Genomic DNA, 14,575 nt, shown 5'->3' on the forward strand with positions numbered 1-14,575 from the left:
CGTTTTGTTTTTTTTTTTGGTGGGGGGGGGGGGGGGGGGGTTGGGGGGGGGGGGGGGGGTGGCGGCGCCCCCCCCCCCCCACGACGGGCCGGTACGCGGGCATGCGGGGGCGGCTGGGCATGAGGGCTCCCTTGGTTGCTCTGGGTTCCCGAGTTCTTACCGGGTGTAGCCATGGTGGCCCGACTGGCTCTACGATGGCCAGGGTCTAACCTTGACTGTTCCGTCTGGTTATGGGTGGCAACGTTCATGAAGAGCAACGAGCTTGACGCAGCCTCATCTCCTCTCGTGCGTTTCGGTGTAGAACTACGCAGGTCGAGGCGGGCCATGCGATGGTCGCAAACCGAGCTGGGGCGTCGGATGGGCTACTCGAATGCCATGGTCTCGTACGTCGAACGGGCGAAGAAGGCCGTAACCTCTAACTTTGCGGTTAGAGCAGATGAGGTGTTCGAAACGGGAGGCACGTTCTACGAGCTCTGGTGCCGGTACTCCAAGGCGAGCCTTCTGGAAGGCTTTCCGGAGTTTGCCGATGCTGAGGCTCGATGCCGTCGCCTGCGCGAGTTCGCACTCACCATCGTCACGGGACTGTTCCAAGTGCCGGAGTATGCCGAGGCGCTGGCATTCGCAGCTGTCCAACGCGGTGCGATCACTCAGTCTGCAGCGGAACAGCGAGTCGAGTTCCTGGCTACCCGTCAACGGGTGCTAGACCGGAAGGGCCCACTGCGGATCCACGCTGTGCTGGACGAGGGCTGCCTGGCACGGCCAATCGGTGGGCAGTCCGTCATGCTCAAACAGCTCGACCGCATCGCGGAACTGGCCGCCCGGCCGAACGTCACCATCCAGGTGGCACCTTTCCATCTAGGCGAGAACCTGCCGTTCACAATGCCGGTTACTCTGCTGGACCTCCCAGATGGTTCGGTGGTCGGCTACGCCGAATCACATGCCCGAGGCCATCTCGAACGCGTTCGCGAAACGGTCACGGCCTGGGAGAGCGAGTACGATCAGCTGGTGGTCGAAGCGCTGCCCAAGGCGGCATCCCTGGCACTGATCCACAAGGCTCGGAAGGAGCTAGCCCCATGAACCCCGATCTGTCCGGCGCGTCCTGGGCCAAGTCGTCGTACTCCAACAACGGCGGTCAGTGCGTGGAGGTCTCCGCGAGCTTCCCGGGTGCCGTTCCCGTCCGTGACTCCAAGGACCCCGAGGGCCCTGCACTTGTCTTCCCTGCGGATGCCTGGCAGTCGTTCGTCGCCGGTGTCCAGGCGGGCGACTTCGGCGCCGTCTGAGCTGGCCTACATGAGGGACCCCGACCCAGCATCCTGGTCGGGGTCCTTTCTGCTGGCCTGGTGGGGTGCACCGCTGCGGGGTGTGCGCAGCCCATCGGCATGGGTATGTTGAGCATGTGCCCCGGCGGTCCTCAAGGCTCGCCGGTGTGTGCGTTCCCGCTGCGCGAACAGGGAAGGGGCCCGAGGCCATGCGTGTCGATCTCCGCAGCGCCAGGTGGCGCAAGAGTACGTACAGCGACAATGGGGGAGAGTGCCTAGAGGTCGCTGCCGGTGTTCCTGGCCTGATCCCTGTGCGTGACTCCAAGGACCCCGACGGTCCGGTGCTCGTCTTCCCGGTGGGGACCTGGCAGTCGTTCGTCTTCGCTGTCCGAGCCGGCGAGTTCGGCATCCTCTGAACCGGCGGCCGTTTCAGATCGAGAAGGGAAGCTGGCCCTATGCACCCTGACCTGTCCGGCGCGTCCTGGGCCAAGTCGTCGTACTCCGACAACGGCGGTCAGTGTGTGGAGGTCTCTGCGAGCTTCCCGGGTGCCGTTCCGGTGCGCGACTCCAAGGACCCCGAGGGTCCGGCGCTTGTCTTCCCCACCGACGCGTGGCGGTCGTTCATCGCCGGTGTCCGGACGGGCGAGTTCGGCGCCGTCTGAGTTGGCCTGCATGAGGGACCCCGACCGGCACCTGGTCGGGGTCCTTTCTGTCGGCCTGGTGGGGGTGTGCACCGCTGCGAGGTGTCTGCAGCCGGTTGCCATGGGTATGTTGAGCGTGTGCCCGGCGGTTCTCAGGGTCTGACGATGCGTGCGTTCCTGCTGTGCGAACAGGGAAGGGGCCCGAGTCTTGCGTGTTGATCTCCGTAGCGCCAGGTGGCGCAAGAGCACGTACAGCAACAACGGGGGAGAGTGCTTGGAGGTCGCTGCCGGTGTCCCTGGCCTGATCCCCGTGCGTGACTCCAAGGAGCCCGACGGTCCGGTGCTCGTCTTCCCGGTGGAGACCTGGCAGTCGTTCGTCATCGCTGTCCGAGCCGGCGAGTTCGGCACCGTCTGAACCGGCTGCCGTTTCAGATCGAGAAGGGAAAGCTGGCCCCATGAACCCTGACCTGTCCGGCGCGTCCTGGGCCAAGTCGTCGTATTCCGGTGGCGGAGGCAATTGCCTGGAGGTCTCCACGAGCCTCCCGGGTGTCGTTCCCGTCCGTGACTCCAAGGACCCCGAGGGCCCGGCGCTTGTCTTCCCCGCCGATGCGTGGCGGTCGTTCATCGCCGGTGTCCGAACGGGCGAGTTCGGCGCGGTCTGAGCTGGCCTGCGACGAGGACCCCGACCGGTGGCCCGGTCGGGGTCCTTTCTGCTGGCCTGGTGGGGTGCACCGCTGTGGGGTGTCCGCAGTTGGTCGGCATTGGGTATGTCGAGCGTGTGCCCGGCGGAACTCAAGGCCTGACGATGCGTGCGTTCCCGCTGCGCGAACCGGGGAAGGGGACCCAAGCCATGCATGTTGATCCCCGCAGCGCCAGGTGGCGCAAGAGCACGTCGAGTACCTCTACGCGATCGCCGACGGCGAGGTCGTACCCGAGGAGGCCGAGCCCGAAGTCGTCGTCTGCATGGACGAGTTCGGGCCGCTCGACCTCCAATCCCACCTCGGCCGACAATGGGCCGAATGCGGTGGCAGGCACAAGGACCCCGACCGGGAACCCCGCCCCCGGCGCCGGGCGACCTCGCTTGTCACAGTCCTCACAGGTCCTTTGTGAGGTCCGCCACCTTGTCGGCCACCTGTGAGAGCAAACTCTGCGGACCGGTGCTCGCCGGATCGTCCTGCACCGCGTCCCTCAGGTCAGCGGTCAGCTGCTGCACCTTGTCTTTGACCTCATCGAGCTGGCTGTCCTTGGCTTCGGCATCAAGCGCATCCTCGCTCATCTGACTACTCCTCAAATATGAATCAAAAAGGGATGGATGAGGTGTCTGCGGGCCAGATTACAGGTCAGGGGCCGTTGCCGGCTGGGGGTTCAGGCGAGCCCAGCGCCGCATCGGGCAGCGTTCGGCCGACTGACGACCTCGCGTAGGCGCTCGTCGGCAGTGTGCTTGTTCCGCCATACATGAGGTAGCGGCGGATCATGCTGCCCTGCTCCCTTCAGCGCTTGCCGTCCGACCTTTGTGTGCAAAGGAGCTGACGGATCATCGGACCATGAAGCCCCGGCAGCCCCGCCTCCGGCGCCGCCACTCAGTGGCTGCGGCGGGCGTTGAGGCGGGCGGCCTGGCGCGTGAGGTGGTCGCGCTCGGCGAGGTTGGGGGCCTTGTGGGCCGCCTCGGCGTACAGCCGTGCCGCCGTCGCCAGGTCGCCGTCGCGCTCGTGGAGGTACGCCGCCACCGCCGTGTGGCGGGGCAGCTTGTCGTCCAGCGCCGCGAGCGCCGCCAGCCCGGCACGCGGTCCGTCGGCCTCGCCGACGGCGACCGCGCGGTTGAGCCGCACGACCGGGCTGTCGGTCAGGCGCGTGAGTTCGTCGTACCACTCGACGATCTGCACCCAGTCGGTCTCCTCGGCGGTGGGCGCGTCGGCGTGCAGGGCCGCGATGGCGGCCTGGGCCTGGAACTCGCCCAGCCGGTCGCGGGCGAGTGCCGCCTGCAGGATCTCGACGCCCTCGGCGATCGCCCCGGTGTCCCACCGGCCGCGGTCCTGCTCGGCGAGCGGCACCAGGCTGCCGTCGGGTGCGGTCCGGGTGGCGCGCCGGGCGTGGTGGAGCAGCATGAGGGCGAGCAGCCCCGCCACCTCGGGGTGGTCGATCGCGGTCGCGAGCTGGCGGGTGAGCCGGATGGCCTCGGCGGCGAGGTCGACGTCGCCGGAGTAGCCCTCGTTGAAGACCAGGTAGAGGACGCGCAGCACGGTGGCGACGTCGCCGGGCCGGTCGAAGCGCACGCCGGAGACGGTGCGCTTGGCCCGGCTGATCCGCTGCGCCATGGTCGCCTCGGGCACCAGGTAGGCCCGGGCGATCTGGCGGGTGGTCAGCCCGCCGACGGCGCGCAGCGTGAGCGCGACGGCGGACGACGGTGTCAGCGACGGGTGGGCGCACAGGAAGTAGAGCTGGAGCGTGTCGTCCACGCCGGCCGCGGGCCCGGGCGCCGGCTCCTCCTCGACGCGGTCCTCGCGTCGGCGGCGGGCGGCGTCCGCGCGCGTCGCGTCGAGGAACCGGCGCCAGGCGACGGTGACCAGCCAGCCCTTCGGGTCCCTCGGAGGGTCGGCCGGCCAGACGCGGACCGCCTCGACCAGGGCGTCCTGCACGGCGTCCTCGGCCGCCGCGAAGTCGGCTCCGCGGCGGACGAGGACGGCGAGCACGCTCGGTGTGAGGCTCCGGAGCAGGACCTCGTTCACCTGGGAGGTCACTCCGTGATGGTGGGCGGCTCGGTGAGGAACGGGCGCAGCTCCAGCCACTCGTGGATCGGCTCCCCGCCCGCCCCGGGGGCGGCCGACAGCTCCCCGGCCAGTTCGACGGCGCGGTCGTAGCCGTCGACGTCGATCACCATCCAGCCGGCGATGAGGTCCTTGGTCTCGGCGAACGGGCCGTCGGTGACCGGCGGGCGCCCCTCGCCGTCGTAGCGGACCCAGGCGCCCTCGGGGGCGAGCGCCTGGCCGTCGACGAACTCGCCGGTCTCCTGGAGCCGGGCCGCGAAGTCCTTCATGTACTGCACGTGCGCCGTGATCTCCTCCGGCGTCCACTGGTCCATCGGCACGTTGTTGGCCGGGGCCGGGGCGCCGCGATAGTGCTTGAGCAGCAAGTACTTGGCCATCGTGGTTCTCCTCAGTACTGGTGCGACCCATTGTGGTCGCGTTCAGTGCTGGGACGGAGCAGGTCCCGGGTTCTCGACATCATCGGCCGGAATTTCTTCGGATCTTTTTCGGCGGCCCGCTCCTCGCGGCCGTGGGCGGACGCCAGTGCCGGCGCTCAGGGGGGTCGGCGTTCAGGGGGTCGGCACGACGATCAGCTCGCCGACCAGGGCGGCGGCCGCCGCGCGGTCCTCCTCCGGGAGCCCCTCGTCGGTGATCAGGACGTCGACCTCGTCGAGCGGGGCGAAGGAGACCAGGCCGACGGAGTTCCACTTGGTGTGGTCGGCCACCACGACGACCCGCCGGGCGGTGTGGATGAACGTCCGGTTGGTCTCGGCCTCGGCGAGGTTGGGCGCCATCAGGCCGCCGTCGGCGGAGAGGCCGTGGCAGCCGAGGATCAGCACGTTCACGTGCAGCGAGCGGATGGCCTGGTCTGCGACCGGGCCCACCAGGGCGTCCGAAGGGGTGCGGACGCCGCCGGTGCGGATGACGGTGGCGGAGGAGGGCGCGCCGTCCGGGCCCGGGTCCTCCATGAGGTCGGCGATGCGCAGTGAGTTGGTGACGACGGTCAGCCCGCCGATCGCGCGCAGGCGGCGGGCCACCTCGTAGGTGGTGGTGCCGGCGGCCAGGCCGACGGCCGAGCCGGGCTGGACGAGCTCGGCCGCGCTCCGGGCGATCGCCTCCTTGGCGGGCAGCTGCCAGGACGACTTGGCCTCGAACCCGGGCTCGCGGACGACCGGGTCCTCGATCCGCACGGCGCCGCCGTGGACCTTGTGGAGCAGGTCCTTGCGGGCGAGCACGTCCAGGTCCCGGCGCACGGTCATGTCCGAGACACCGAGCTCGCGGACGAGTTCGTTGACCCGCACCCCGCCGCGGGTGCGCACCAGGTCGAGGATCAGGGCGCGCCGCTGGCCGGCGAGCGGCTGGGTGGTGTCGGACATCGGGTTGGCCTCCTCCGGCGGGTGGTGACCCGGGTGAATGGGTGATCATCGCCATCATGTCAGGTCGAGTCGGTCGCGCGTTCATCCCACACTGTTGACTTCCGTTGAATCTTGTTTGATTGTGACTGTGTCCGGGGCATGCGCGCCGGCGAGCTGAGAGGGAACGATGGCCAAGACCGTGACCACGCTGGCGGACGGCCGCGAGCTGATCTACTTCGACGCGGGCGCGGTCGCACCGCCGCGCACCGCCGTCGACCGCCGTCCGCTGGACCGGTCGGCCCCGGCCTCCGAGGTCCGGCTCGACCGGGCCACCGGCGCCTGGGTCACCATCGCCGCCCACCGCCAGGCCCGTACCTACCACCCGCCGGCCGACGAGTGCCCGCTCTGCCCCTCCCGCGACGGGCGCCTCAGCGAGATCCCGGACGCCGACTACCAGGTCGTCGTCTTCGAGAACCGCTTCCCCTCGCTGGCCACGGCCCCGCCGGACCTGCGCCCGGGAGGCGTGCACCCGGGGGCCGGGCACCCGGACGGCGGGGCCCCGGGGGCCGACCCGATGCGGACCGCCCGCCCGGGCGACGGCCGCTGCGAGGTGGTCTGCTTCACGGCCGACCACGACGTCTCCTTCGCCGACCTGGACGAGGACCGCGCCCGGCTGGTGCTGGACGCCTGGACCGACCGCACGGCCGAGCTGTCGGTGCTGCCCGAGGTGGCGCAGGTGTACTGCTTCGAGAACCGGGGCGCCGAGATCGGCGTCACCCTCGCGCACCCGCACGGCCAGATCTACGCCCTGCCCTTCACCACCCCGCGCACCGCCCGCATGATCGAGCAGGCGGGGCGCCACCGCGAGGCCACCGGCCGCAACCTCTTCGAGGACCTCCTCGCCGCCGAACGCGCCGACGGGGAGAGGGTCGTGGCCGCCGGCGAGCACTGGACGGCCTTCGTCCCGTTCGCCGCCCGCTGGCCGTACGAAGTCCACCTCTACCCCAACCGCCGCGTCGCGGACCTCACCGAACTCACCGAGGACGAGCGCGCCGAGTTCCCCGCCCGGTACCTCGACCTGCTGCGCCGCTTCGACGCCCTCTTCGCCACCCCGCAGGCGCGTCGACCGGCCTCCGGGCGGACGCCGTACATCTCCGCCTGGCACCAGGCCCCCGCCCGCAACGGTGGCGAACTCGCCCTGCACCTGGAGCTGTTCACCGTCCGGCGGGCCGCCGACAAGCTCAAGCACCTGGCCGGGGTCGAGTCCGGCATGGACGCCTTCGTCAACGACATCGCGCCGGAGACCGCCGCCCGGCGCCTGCGCGACGCGCTGGCCCGACCCGCCTGACCCGCCCGGTCTACACTCACCCGCTCCACCCCCACTCGCTCCACCCTGACCCGCTCCACCCCCCACCCGCAGACCGCCCACCCGGAGAACGACGACGATGACGACCTTCCACGCGCTGTACGGCCACCAGCCCGAAGGGGAGTGGGCGGCCCCCGGCCGGGTCAACCTGATCGGTGAACACACCGACTACAACCTCGGCTTCGTGCTGCCGATCGCCCTGGCGCAGACCGTCCGCGTCCAGGCCCGCCGCCGAACCGACGGCCGGCTGCGCCTGTACAGCGCCCAGGGCGACGGCTCCGTCACCGAGCTGACCACCGAGGACCTCGCCGCGGGCACCGTGACCGGCTGGGCCCGCTACCCGGCCGCCGTCGTCATGGCGCTCGTCGAGGCGGGCCACCGGGTCGGCGGAGCGGACCTGCTGTTCGACAGCGACGTCCCCACCGGAGCCGGGCTCTCCTCCTCCGCGGCCCTGGAGTGCGCGGTCGCGGTCGCCTACAACGACCTGTTCGGCCTGGGCCTGGGCGAGCAGGAGCTGGCCCTGCTCGCCCAGCGGGCCGAGAACCGGTTCGTCGGCGTGCCCTGCGGGGTGATGGACCAGATGGCGTCGATGTGCTGCCGGGCCGGTGCGGCGCTGTACCTCGACACCCGGGACCTGTCCGCCCGCCAGGTGCCGCTCGACCTGGCCGGCGCCGGGCTGCGGCTGCTGGTGATCGACACCAGGGTGAAGCACGACCTCGCCGACGGCGCCTACGCGCAGCTGCGGGCCGGGTGCGAACGGGCCGCCGAGCTGCTCGGGCTGCCCGCCCTGCGCGAGGTCCCGCTCACCGGCCTGGAGGAGGCCCTCACCCGGCTGCCCGCCGAGCTGCGGCCGCTGGTCCGGCACGTGGTGACGGAGGACGACCGCGTCCGGCAGGCGGTGGCCCTGCTCGACGCGGGCGACCCGGCCGCGCTCGGACCGATCCTGACGGCGGGCCACGCCTCGCTGCGCGACGACTACCGGGTCTCCTGCGCGGAGACCGACCTCGCGGTCGCGGCCGCCGTCGCCGCCGGGGCCTTCGGAGCCCGGATGACCGGCGGCGGATTCGGCGGCTCGGTCATCGCTCTGGTCACCGCCGACACCGCCGATGCGGTCGCCGGGAGCGTCACCGAGGCCTTCCGCGAGGCGGGCCACGCCGAGCCGGTCATCCACCACGCCGAGCCGGCGAGCGGAGCCCGGAAGCTGAGCTGAGCTGAGCTGAGCTGACCTGGGCTGAGCTGCGCTGATCGGGGGCGGCGGGGCGGGCTCGGATGGGGGCGGGCCCGGCCCTCGCCGTGGCGTCCCGGCGTCCCGGCGGCGCGCCGAGCCCGCCGCTACCGCCGGATCGGCGCCGGGCGGCGATGATCGATGACAGCTCTCCCGGAGCGACGTCGTCCCATCGCTTGTCCCGTACAGGAGGGCTCCGATGCCCCGGCCGTCCCTGCCGTCGCCGACTCTCACGCCCCTGGTACTGGCGCTCTCGTCGCTGGCCACCGCGGTGCTCCCGGTAGCGCCGGGCGCCGGATCCCAGACCGCACGGACGGCGAGCGCGGCGGCCTCCGCGCCCGCGCCCGCTCCCGTCACTCCCTTGTCCGAACGGGTGCCGTCCCCTCTCGCACCCGCGCCGCCCCCCGGTGACGGCCGGGATCGCTTCCCGGCGCGGTTCACCGCGCCGTACGTCGAGGCCTGGGGATCGCCGGACGTGCTGGAGCGGGCCCGCCGGGAGCGGGGCCTGTCGTACTTCACGCTGGGGTTCGTGATCAGCGACGGCGGCTGCGAAGGCGCGCTCGACGGAACCATTCCGGTCGTGGAGCCCGGGTGGCCGGAGGCGGTGGCGGCGCTGCGCGCGGCCGGCGGCGACGTGATCGTCTCCCTGGGCGGCGGCGCGGGCGTCGAGCTGGCGCGGGCGTGCGGCTCGGTGGACGCCCTCGTCGGCGCCTACCGGCGCGTGGTGGATGCCTTCGACCTGCGCCGGATCGACCTGGACATCGAAGGCCCCACCCTGGAGGACGGCGCCGCGAACGATCGCCGCACCCGGGCGCTGGCCCGGCTCCAGCACGAGTACGCGGCGACGGGGCGCGGACTCGCCGTCCAGTACACCCTGCCGACCCACCCCCACGGCCTGTCCGACCCGGCGCTGGACCTGTTGCGCGACGCCCGCGACCGGGGCCTGGACATCGACCTCGTCAACATCATGACGATGGACTACGGCCCCGACTTCGACATGGGCCGGACGGCCGTCCGGGCCGCGAAGGGCCTGCACGAGCAGCTCGCCGGGATCTGGCCGGGCAAGAGCGCCGAACAGCTGTGGGCGATGGAGGGCAATACGCCCATGGTGGGTGTCAACGACGCCGTGAACGAGGTCTTCAGCACGGCCGACGCCACCGAACTGGCCGCCTTCGCCGAGGAGAAGGGCATCCGGATACTGTCCTACTGGTCACTGGGGCGCGACCGGGCCTGTCCCGTGCTCGGCGCCCTGGCCGAGGACTGCAGCGGGACCGCGCAGGATCCGGGCGACTTCACCCGCATCCTCAACCGCGCCGCGCCACCGGCCCCGGGTGCGGCCGGGACCGCCCGGTTCCCGTACCGGAGCGCGGGAGCACGACGAAGCATCGTCCCGCTGCGCGCCGACGGCCGGGTGCGGGCGGAGGTCGAACACAACCCCGCCGGCCTGGCGCAGTCGACGGCCTTCCAACGCCGGCACGGGGGGCCGCACGCGAGGGGGCCCGCGGGACCGCACCGGTAGCCCCCGTTCCCCCGGTGCGGCGGCCCGGATTCGCCGGCGACTCCTCGATGGTGACTCGCCGATCGCGGGGTGCCGGCAGCACGCTTTCGGGCGGCCGGCGGGCTCGGGCGGGCGGGGTCAGCAGGGCGGCGTCACGGTGTGGATCGCCTGGAGGAGCCGGCGCAGGGCGGGCGGGGGCGGGTCGCTGCGGACGGCGAGCGAGGTGGTGACGGCGAGGTCGGCGAGCGGCCGGTAGGCGATCCGGGGGACGGGCGGCAGGTCGGACACCCGGTAGAAGACCGTCCACGACGGGGCGTCGTCGGCGATCTCGGTGAGCGTCTCGCGCAGGGTGGTGAAGGGCGGGCCGGGCGCCGGCGCGGTGGGGCCGGCCGCGCGCCGGGCGGCGGTGACCAGGTCGTGGAAGGGCGGGTTGTGCGCGCGGGGGGCGAGGCGCAGCGGCAGGTCGCCCAACTGCGCCAGGCGCAGCGGGGCGCCGCCGGCGGGGGAGGGCCCGGACCCGGCCAGGGGGTGGTCGGCGGGCAGGGCGGCGTACAGCGGGTCGCTCCAGAGCGGGAGCAGGTCCAGCCCGGGGGCGGTGGCCGGGCCGCGCACGAAGGCGGCGTCCAGCGCGCCCGAGCGGACCTGGGCGAGCCGCTCCGCCGGGGCGGCCCGGGCGAGCCGGACCCGCAGGCGCGGCGCGATGTCCGCCAGCGCGGCCAGGACGCGGTAGAGCCGGTCGCCGGGCCCGTGCACGGCGCCCAGCCGGAGCATGCCGTCGGCCCCGGCGGCGATCTCGGCGGCCACCCGGCGGGTGCGGTCGGCCGCGGCGAGGACGGCCCGGGCCTCGGGCAGCAGGCGCTCACCGGCGGCCGTCAGCCGGACGCGCCGGGTCGAGCGGTCGAAGAGCGGCACCCCGAGCTCGCGCTCCAGCCGCTGGACCTGCTGGCTGACGGCGGACTGGACGATGCCCAACCGCTCGGCGGCGCGGCCGAACCCGCCCTCCTCGGCCACCGCCACGACGTACGCCAGCTGCCGGAGCTCCACGGTCCCCCTCGGTGTGCCGGTCCATCGCGACCGGTGATCGGTGACATCGCCAACTGCTGCTGGTTCGGCCGCTATTCCCGGGCTCGAATGGGACCGGACCAGCCGGCCACCCGAGGAGGACCCACCGATGCCGACCGACCCGAACCCGAACCCGAACCCGGACGTGAACCCGCGCCCCGCCCGCCGCCCCGCGACCGACCACGCCGGCCGCGAGCCGGTGCCCGATGCGGCGCCGGTGCCCGATGCGACGCCGCTGCCCGATGCGACGCCGGTGCCCGATGCGACGCCGGTGCCCGTGGTCCGGGCGGCCGACGCCGAACGCGTCGCCCTGGCGGCGGGCAGCGCCTTCCACCTGCTGGCCGACGGTGACGGCGCCGCCACCCCGCCCGGCGGCGCGTTCGGCGCCAACCGCCTCGTCCTGGCCGAGGGCGCGGACGGCGCCAGGCCGCACGTCCACGCGCGGTCCTCCGAGCTGTTCTACGTGCTCGCCGGCACGGCGGAGTTCCTGCTGGGCGACCGGCCGGCTACCGTCACGGCGGGCGACCTGGTGGTCGTCCCGCCGGGGCTGCCGCACGCGTTCGGCGCGGCGCCCGGCCACCCGGCCGACCTGCTCGTGGTGATGACACCGGCGGTGGAGCGCTTCGGCTACTTCCGCCACCTCGGCCGGATCGCCGCCGGGCTGGACACCTTCGACCGGCTCCTCCCCGAACAGGAGCGCTACGACGTGCACTTCACCGACGCCGGGCCCTGGCGGCGCGCCCGCTCCGGCGGCCCGCGCTGACCCCGGCGACCGGTCCGGGCGTCCGACCCGGCGGTGGACGGAACCCGGGTGTTCGCCACATCACCACGTGCGAAGGGCGGTCGGCTCCGTACGGCTCGCGCCGGAGAGCTGCCGTGGCGTCACCGACCCGCACACGGAGGCCGAGGCCGCGTATGACGCGGACCCGGTAACCTCGGCAGGCGCGCCGGCTCGAGGCGGCTCGTGGCGGTGTCGTGCGCGGTGAGGAAGGTGCCCCCGGCCGTGTTCGCACGACACCTCCTGATCCCGGAAGCGCTGCGGCGGGCCCACCGGCGCACCGGGGAGCATGATCTGACCAGGGACCACGGCGAGCGGCAACCGGCGTGGTTCAGCCCCTCACTCGACGGCGAGGAGAGTCGCCATGCGGACCGGCATCGTGATGGCAGCAGGGCCGGGTGTGGAACGCCTGGCCGCCCGCGCGGAGGAACTCGGCTTCGACAGTTTCTGGGTGTACGACACGCCGATGATCCACGGCGATCCGTTCGTGAGTCTCGCGCTCTGCGCCAGGTCCACCCACCGGATCAGGCTCGGCATCGGTGTCACCTCGCCGGCACTGCGGTCCGCACCCGCCGCGGCGGCGGCCGTCGGCAGCCTCAACGCCCTCGCCCCCGGCCGCATCATCTGCGGGGTCGGCACCGGCAACACGGCGCGCCGGACACTCGGCATGCGGCCCATGACGACGGCGGAGCTGGAGTCGTTCACGGCCGCCCTCCAAGAGCTCACCGCGGGCCGCGAGACGGACCACCGCGAGGGGACCCGGTCCAGCAGGGTGCGATTCCTGCACGTCGGGCCGTACGTCAACACCGAGGCTCCGGTGGAGTTCGTGGTGGCCGCGTTCGGCCCGAAGGCCGCCGCGGTCGCCGGCCGGCTCGGCGCGGGAACGATCTCCTTCGGGATGCACGACCCCGCGGCCTGGTCCGCCCTCGGCGAGGCCCGGCGGGCGGCTGCACGGGACGCGGGCAGCGCCGAGCAGACCCGCTCGTACCTCATGTCCTCCCTGCACGTCCTCGCCGACGGCGAGGACCGCTACGGCGATCCGGTCAAGGACGCGACGGGGCACATCGCCCTGAGCGCGCTGATCCTCGCCGCGGAGAACCCCGCCGTCCGCGCGGCCCTCCCGCCGGAGCAGGCGGCGGCCGTCGACCGGCTCCTCCGGTCGCGCGGCACCACCCCCACCGACCCCGAGCGCCACCAGGCGCTCTACCGCAACTACCTGGGTCGGCTGCTCCCCGAGGACCGCGAGCTCATCGTGCCCTCCCTGGTGGACAGATTCGGCCTGGTCGGCACCGCGGGCGAGGTCATCGAGCGGATCGACGTGCTGGAGGAGTCGGGGGTCGACGAGCTGGTGATCCAGCCCGTCGTGGACCCGGAGAGCGAGATGGCCGCGCTCGCACGGCTGCTGGTCTGACGACCCGGCGAAGGGCGGCCCGCCGGACGGGCGGGACCCTCGTGCACGGCGCCGGCCCCGGGACCGGACGGTCCCGGGGCCGATGGGCGCCCGGCAGGCCGGGCGGACCGTGCGTCAGTGGGCGGGGTCGAGGGCGTCCGCCGGCAGCAGGGGCCCCGGCACCAGGGGGCCGGTGACGTTCTTGGTGTCGTCGTCGTCATCGTCCGTGAAGGTCGACGTGATCGAGCTGGTGCCCGAGGAGAGCACTCCGATCACGATGAACGCCACCAGCAGCCCGCGCCCGCCGCCGCTCATCACCAGCGGGTGGGTCCCCGAGACCGGGCCGCTCACCGGCCCGCCCGACCCCGGCGCCGGCTCGTCGCCGAACAGCCGCTTCGGGTAGGCGGAGGTGAGCATCAGCAGGTAGGCCATGTACCGCATCCGGTAGCGCAGGATCGCCGCCGTGGCCTCGAACAGGGGCTGCGGCATCCGGCCCAGGATCAGGACCACCAGCCAGCTGATGAAGGCGACCGTCCACCAGCCGGCGTACAGCACGGCCTGGATGATCATCGCGGGGATGACGAGCACGATCCGGAAGAACACCGCGAGCCGGTTGAGTTCACCGGGCCGCAGCTCGACCTGTACGGGGTAGCCGGGCGTCCGGAACGCGAACGGTGGGTACCGGTCGTGGGTCAGCAGCAGGTACGTGTTCACCCGGGTCTCGTACGGGACGAAGCCGGACAGGTAGTCGGCGGCGAATCCCGGCAGCCGGCCGAGGAACAGCGCACCGAACCAGCCGATCACGGTGACGAAGAACGCCACCACCGACAACGCCCAGACCACGATGAACTGGGGGATCAGCAGCAGGATCCGCACCAGCACGGTGAGCCGGTTCTGCGGCCCCGGCGGGGGCATGTCCAGCACCGGCAGCCACTCGCTGTCCAACGGAGCGGGCGCGGGGGGAGCCTGCCACATCCGGGCCTCCAGGTCTCGGCACCAGGCGGACGGTGGTGCACCGCCGTGTGCTCCGAAGATCGCAGCCGCCCGCCGTCCGCGCGCGCTGCATTGCGCCGCCCGGGCGACCCCGCTGCGGTGCGGGCCGCCCCCGGCACCGGGCACGCCCGGTCGTCGGAAGGTGTCGGGCCTCGCGTCAGCATGCCGTTGATTCGCACACTCCCGACCATTCGGATGATCACATTCACGCTCCGGACGGCCGGACAACGATCAGAGCCAGGCAATTGCGGGCAACGGGTCCAC

Annotated in this window: 17 protein-coding genes and 1 pseudogene; 12 read left to right on the plus strand and 6 right to left on the minus strand. The window is 72.7% G+C overall.

Annotated elements, in window-relative coordinates; translation table 11 throughout:
• Window positions 1–246 precede the first annotated feature (246 nt).
• The 7 genes and pseudogenes from ACWDRR_RS24955 to ACWDRR_RS24985 form a co-directional block, all read left to right on the plus strand.
• Window positions 247–1,077, plus strand: a complete 831-nt coding sequence (locus ACWDRR_RS24955; protein ID WP_449774430.1) for a helix-turn-helix domain-containing protein — start codon at window positions 247–249, stop codon at window positions 1,075–1,077.
• Window positions 1,074–1,280 (plus strand): DUF397 domain-containing protein, encoded by a 207-nt coding sequence (locus ACWDRR_RS24960; protein ID WP_449774431.1) that lies wholly within the window; start codon window positions 1,074–1,076, stop codon window positions 1,278–1,280. The genes ACWDRR_RS24955 and ACWDRR_RS24960 overlap by 4 nt, the downstream gene beginning before the upstream one ends.
• A gap of 188 nt (window positions 1,281–1,468) precedes the next feature.
• Window positions 1,469–1,675, plus strand: coding sequence for a DUF397 domain-containing protein (locus ACWDRR_RS24965; RefSeq protein ID WP_449774432.1), 207 nt, complete (start codon window positions 1,469–1,471; stop codon window positions 1,673–1,675).
• A 39-nt stretch (window positions 1,676–1,714) separates the two neighbouring features.
• Window positions 1,715–1,921 carry a DUF397 domain-containing protein gene (locus ACWDRR_RS24970; protein ID WP_449774433.1) on the plus strand — a complete coding sequence of 69 codons (207 nt, stop codon included), beginning with the start codon at window positions 1,715–1,717 and terminating at the stop codon, window positions 1,919–1,921.
• Between the two features lie 148 nt (window positions 1,922–2,069).
• Window positions 2,070–2,315: a DUF397 domain-containing protein gene (locus ACWDRR_RS24975; protein WP_449774434.1), complete on the plus strand. Its 246-nt coding sequence runs from the start codon at window positions 2,070–2,072 to the stop codon at window positions 2,313–2,315.
• A 40-nt stretch (window positions 2,316–2,355) separates the two neighbouring features.
• Window positions 2,356–2,562, plus strand: a complete 207-nt coding sequence (locus tag ACWDRR_RS24980; protein ID WP_449774435.1) for a DUF397 domain-containing protein — start codon at window positions 2,356–2,358, stop codon at window positions 2,560–2,562.
• A gap of 229 nt (window positions 2,563–2,791) precedes the next feature.
• Window positions 2,792–2,977 (plus strand): annotated as a pseudogene (locus tag ACWDRR_RS24985) (IS630 family transposase); the annotation flags it as partial.
• A 16-nt stretch (window positions 2,978–2,993) separates the two neighbouring features.
• Here ACWDRR_RS24985 and ACWDRR_RS24990 read toward each other — a convergent pair.
• The 4 genes from ACWDRR_RS24990 to ACWDRR_RS25005 form a co-directional block, all read right to left on the minus strand.
• Window positions 2,994–3,176, minus strand: a complete 183-nt coding sequence (locus ACWDRR_RS24990; RefSeq protein ID WP_449774436.1) for a hypothetical protein — start codon at window positions 3,174–3,176, stop codon at window positions 2,994–2,996.
• A gap of 304 nt (window positions 3,177–3,480) precedes the next feature.
• The gene (locus ACWDRR_RS24995) at window positions 3,481–4,626 is read right to left on the minus strand and encodes an RNA polymerase sigma factor (RefSeq protein ID WP_449774510.1); all 1,146 of its coding nucleotides are present in this window, start codon (window positions 4,624–4,626) and stop codon (window positions 3,481–3,483) included.
• Window positions 4,627–4,634: 8 nt separating this feature from the next.
• Window positions 4,635–5,042: a YciI family protein gene (locus ACWDRR_RS25000; RefSeq protein ID WP_449774437.1), complete on the minus strand. Its 408-nt coding sequence runs from the start codon at window positions 5,040–5,042 to the stop codon at window positions 4,635–4,637.
• A 171-nt stretch (window positions 5,043–5,213) separates the two neighbouring features.
• Window positions 5,214–6,020, minus strand: a complete 807-nt coding sequence (locus tag ACWDRR_RS25005; protein WP_449774438.1) for a DeoR/GlpR family DNA-binding transcription regulator — start codon at window positions 6,018–6,020, stop codon at window positions 5,214–5,216.
• A 166-nt stretch (window positions 6,021–6,186) separates the two neighbouring features.
• On the opposite strand from ACWDRR_RS25005, the gene galT reads away from it, so the two are divergent.
• From galT to ACWDRR_RS25020, 3 genes are all read left to right on the plus strand, one after another.
• Entirely contained in the window at window positions 6,187–7,347 is a 1,161-nt protein-coding gene (gene galT, locus ACWDRR_RS25010; protein WP_449774439.1) for a galactose-1-phosphate uridylyltransferase, read from the plus strand.
• A gap of 97 nt (window positions 7,348–7,444) precedes the next feature.
• A complete protein-coding gene (gene galK, locus ACWDRR_RS25015; protein WP_449774440.1) occupies window positions 7,445–8,575 on the plus strand; it encodes a galactokinase in 1,131 nt (376 codons plus the stop codon).
• Window positions 8,576–8,789: 214 nt separating this feature from the next.
• A complete protein-coding gene (locus ACWDRR_RS25020; RefSeq protein ID WP_449774441.1) occupies window positions 8,790–10,109 on the plus strand; it encodes a chitinase in 1,320 nt (439 codons plus the stop codon).
• 117 nt (window positions 10,110–10,226) lie between these two features.
• Here the strand turns inward: ACWDRR_RS25020 and ACWDRR_RS25025 are convergent, their stop codons facing one another.
• The gene (locus ACWDRR_RS25025) at window positions 10,227–11,132 is read right to left on the minus strand and encodes a LysR family transcriptional regulator (RefSeq protein WP_449774442.1); all 906 of its coding nucleotides are present in this window, start codon (window positions 11,130–11,132) and stop codon (window positions 10,227–10,229) included.
• 127 nt (window positions 11,133–11,259) lie between these two features.
• On the opposite strand from ACWDRR_RS25025, the gene ACWDRR_RS25030 reads away from it, so the two are divergent.
• Window positions 11,260–11,913 carry a cupin domain-containing protein gene (locus tag ACWDRR_RS25030; protein WP_449774443.1) on the plus strand — a complete coding sequence of 218 codons (654 nt, stop codon included), beginning with the start codon at window positions 11,260–11,262 and terminating at the stop codon, window positions 11,911–11,913.
• A 379-nt stretch (window positions 11,914–12,292) separates the two neighbouring features.
• Window positions 12,293–13,339, plus strand: coding sequence for an LLM class flavin-dependent oxidoreductase (locus ACWDRR_RS25035; RefSeq protein ID WP_449774444.1), 1,047 nt, complete (start codon window positions 12,293–12,295; stop codon window positions 13,337–13,339).
• 114 nt (window positions 13,340–13,453) lie between these two features.
• Here the strand turns inward: ACWDRR_RS25035 and ACWDRR_RS25040 are convergent, their stop codons facing one another.
• Window positions 13,454–14,293, minus strand: coding sequence for a DUF4389 domain-containing protein (locus ACWDRR_RS25040; protein ID WP_449774445.1), 840 nt, complete (start codon window positions 14,291–14,293; stop codon window positions 13,454–13,456).
• Window positions 14,294–14,575: the final 282 nt, after the last annotated feature.

It is taken from the genome of Kitasatospora sp. NPDC003701 (assembly GCF_053587085.1).

Excerpts from the sequence above, each read along its gene's own strand:
- ACWDRR_RS24955 (WP_449774430.1), top strand. The coding sequence starts at position 247 with ATGAAGAGCAACGAGCTTGACGCAGCCTCATCTCCTCTCGTGCGTTTC.
- ACWDRR_RS24960 (WP_449774431.1), top strand. The coding sequence starts at position 1,074 with ATGAACCCCGATCTGTCCGGCGCGTCCTGGGCCAAGTCGTCGTACTCC.
- ACWDRR_RS24965 (WP_449774432.1), top strand. The coding sequence starts at position 1,469 with ATGCGTGTCGATCTCCGCAGCGCCAGGTGGCGCAAGAGTACGTACAGC.
- ACWDRR_RS24970 (WP_449774433.1), top strand. The coding sequence starts at position 1,715 with ATGCACCCTGACCTGTCCGGCGCGTCCTGGGCCAAGTCGTCGTACTCC.
- ACWDRR_RS24980 (WP_449774435.1), top strand. The coding sequence starts at position 2,356 with ATGAACCCTGACCTGTCCGGCGCGTCCTGGGCCAAGTCGTCGTATTCC.
- ACWDRR_RS24990 (WP_449774436.1), bottom strand. The coding sequence starts at position 3,176 with ATGAGCGAGGATGCGCTTGATGCCGAAGCCAAGGACAGCCAGCTCGAT.
- ACWDRR_RS25000 (WP_449774437.1), bottom strand. The coding sequence starts at position 5,042 with ATGGCCAAGTACTTGCTGCTCAAGCACTATCGCGGCGCCCCGGCCCCG.
- ACWDRR_RS25005 (WP_449774438.1), bottom strand. The coding sequence starts at position 6,020 with ATGTCCGACACCACCCAGCCGCTCGCCGGCCAGCGGCGCGCCCTGATC.
- galT (WP_449774439.1), top strand. The coding sequence starts at position 6,187 with ATGGCCAAGACCGTGACCACGCTGGCGGACGGCCGCGAGCTGATCTAC.
- galK (WP_449774440.1), top strand. The coding sequence starts at position 7,445 with ATGACGACCTTCCACGCGCTGTACGGCCACCAGCCCGAAGGGGAGTGG.
- ACWDRR_RS25020 (WP_449774441.1), top strand. The coding sequence starts at position 8,790 with ATGCCCCGGCCGTCCCTGCCGTCGCCGACTCTCACGCCCCTGGTACTG.
- ACWDRR_RS25030 (WP_449774443.1), top strand. The coding sequence starts at position 11,260 with ATGCCGACCGACCCGAACCCGAACCCGAACCCGGACGTGAACCCGCGC.
- ACWDRR_RS25035 (WP_449774444.1), top strand. The coding sequence starts at position 12,293 with ATGCGGACCGGCATCGTGATGGCAGCAGGGCCGGGTGTGGAACGCCTG.
- ACWDRR_RS25040 (WP_449774445.1), bottom strand. The coding sequence starts at position 14,293 with ATGTGGCAGGCTCCCCCCGCGCCCGCTCCGTTGGACAGCGAGTGGCTG.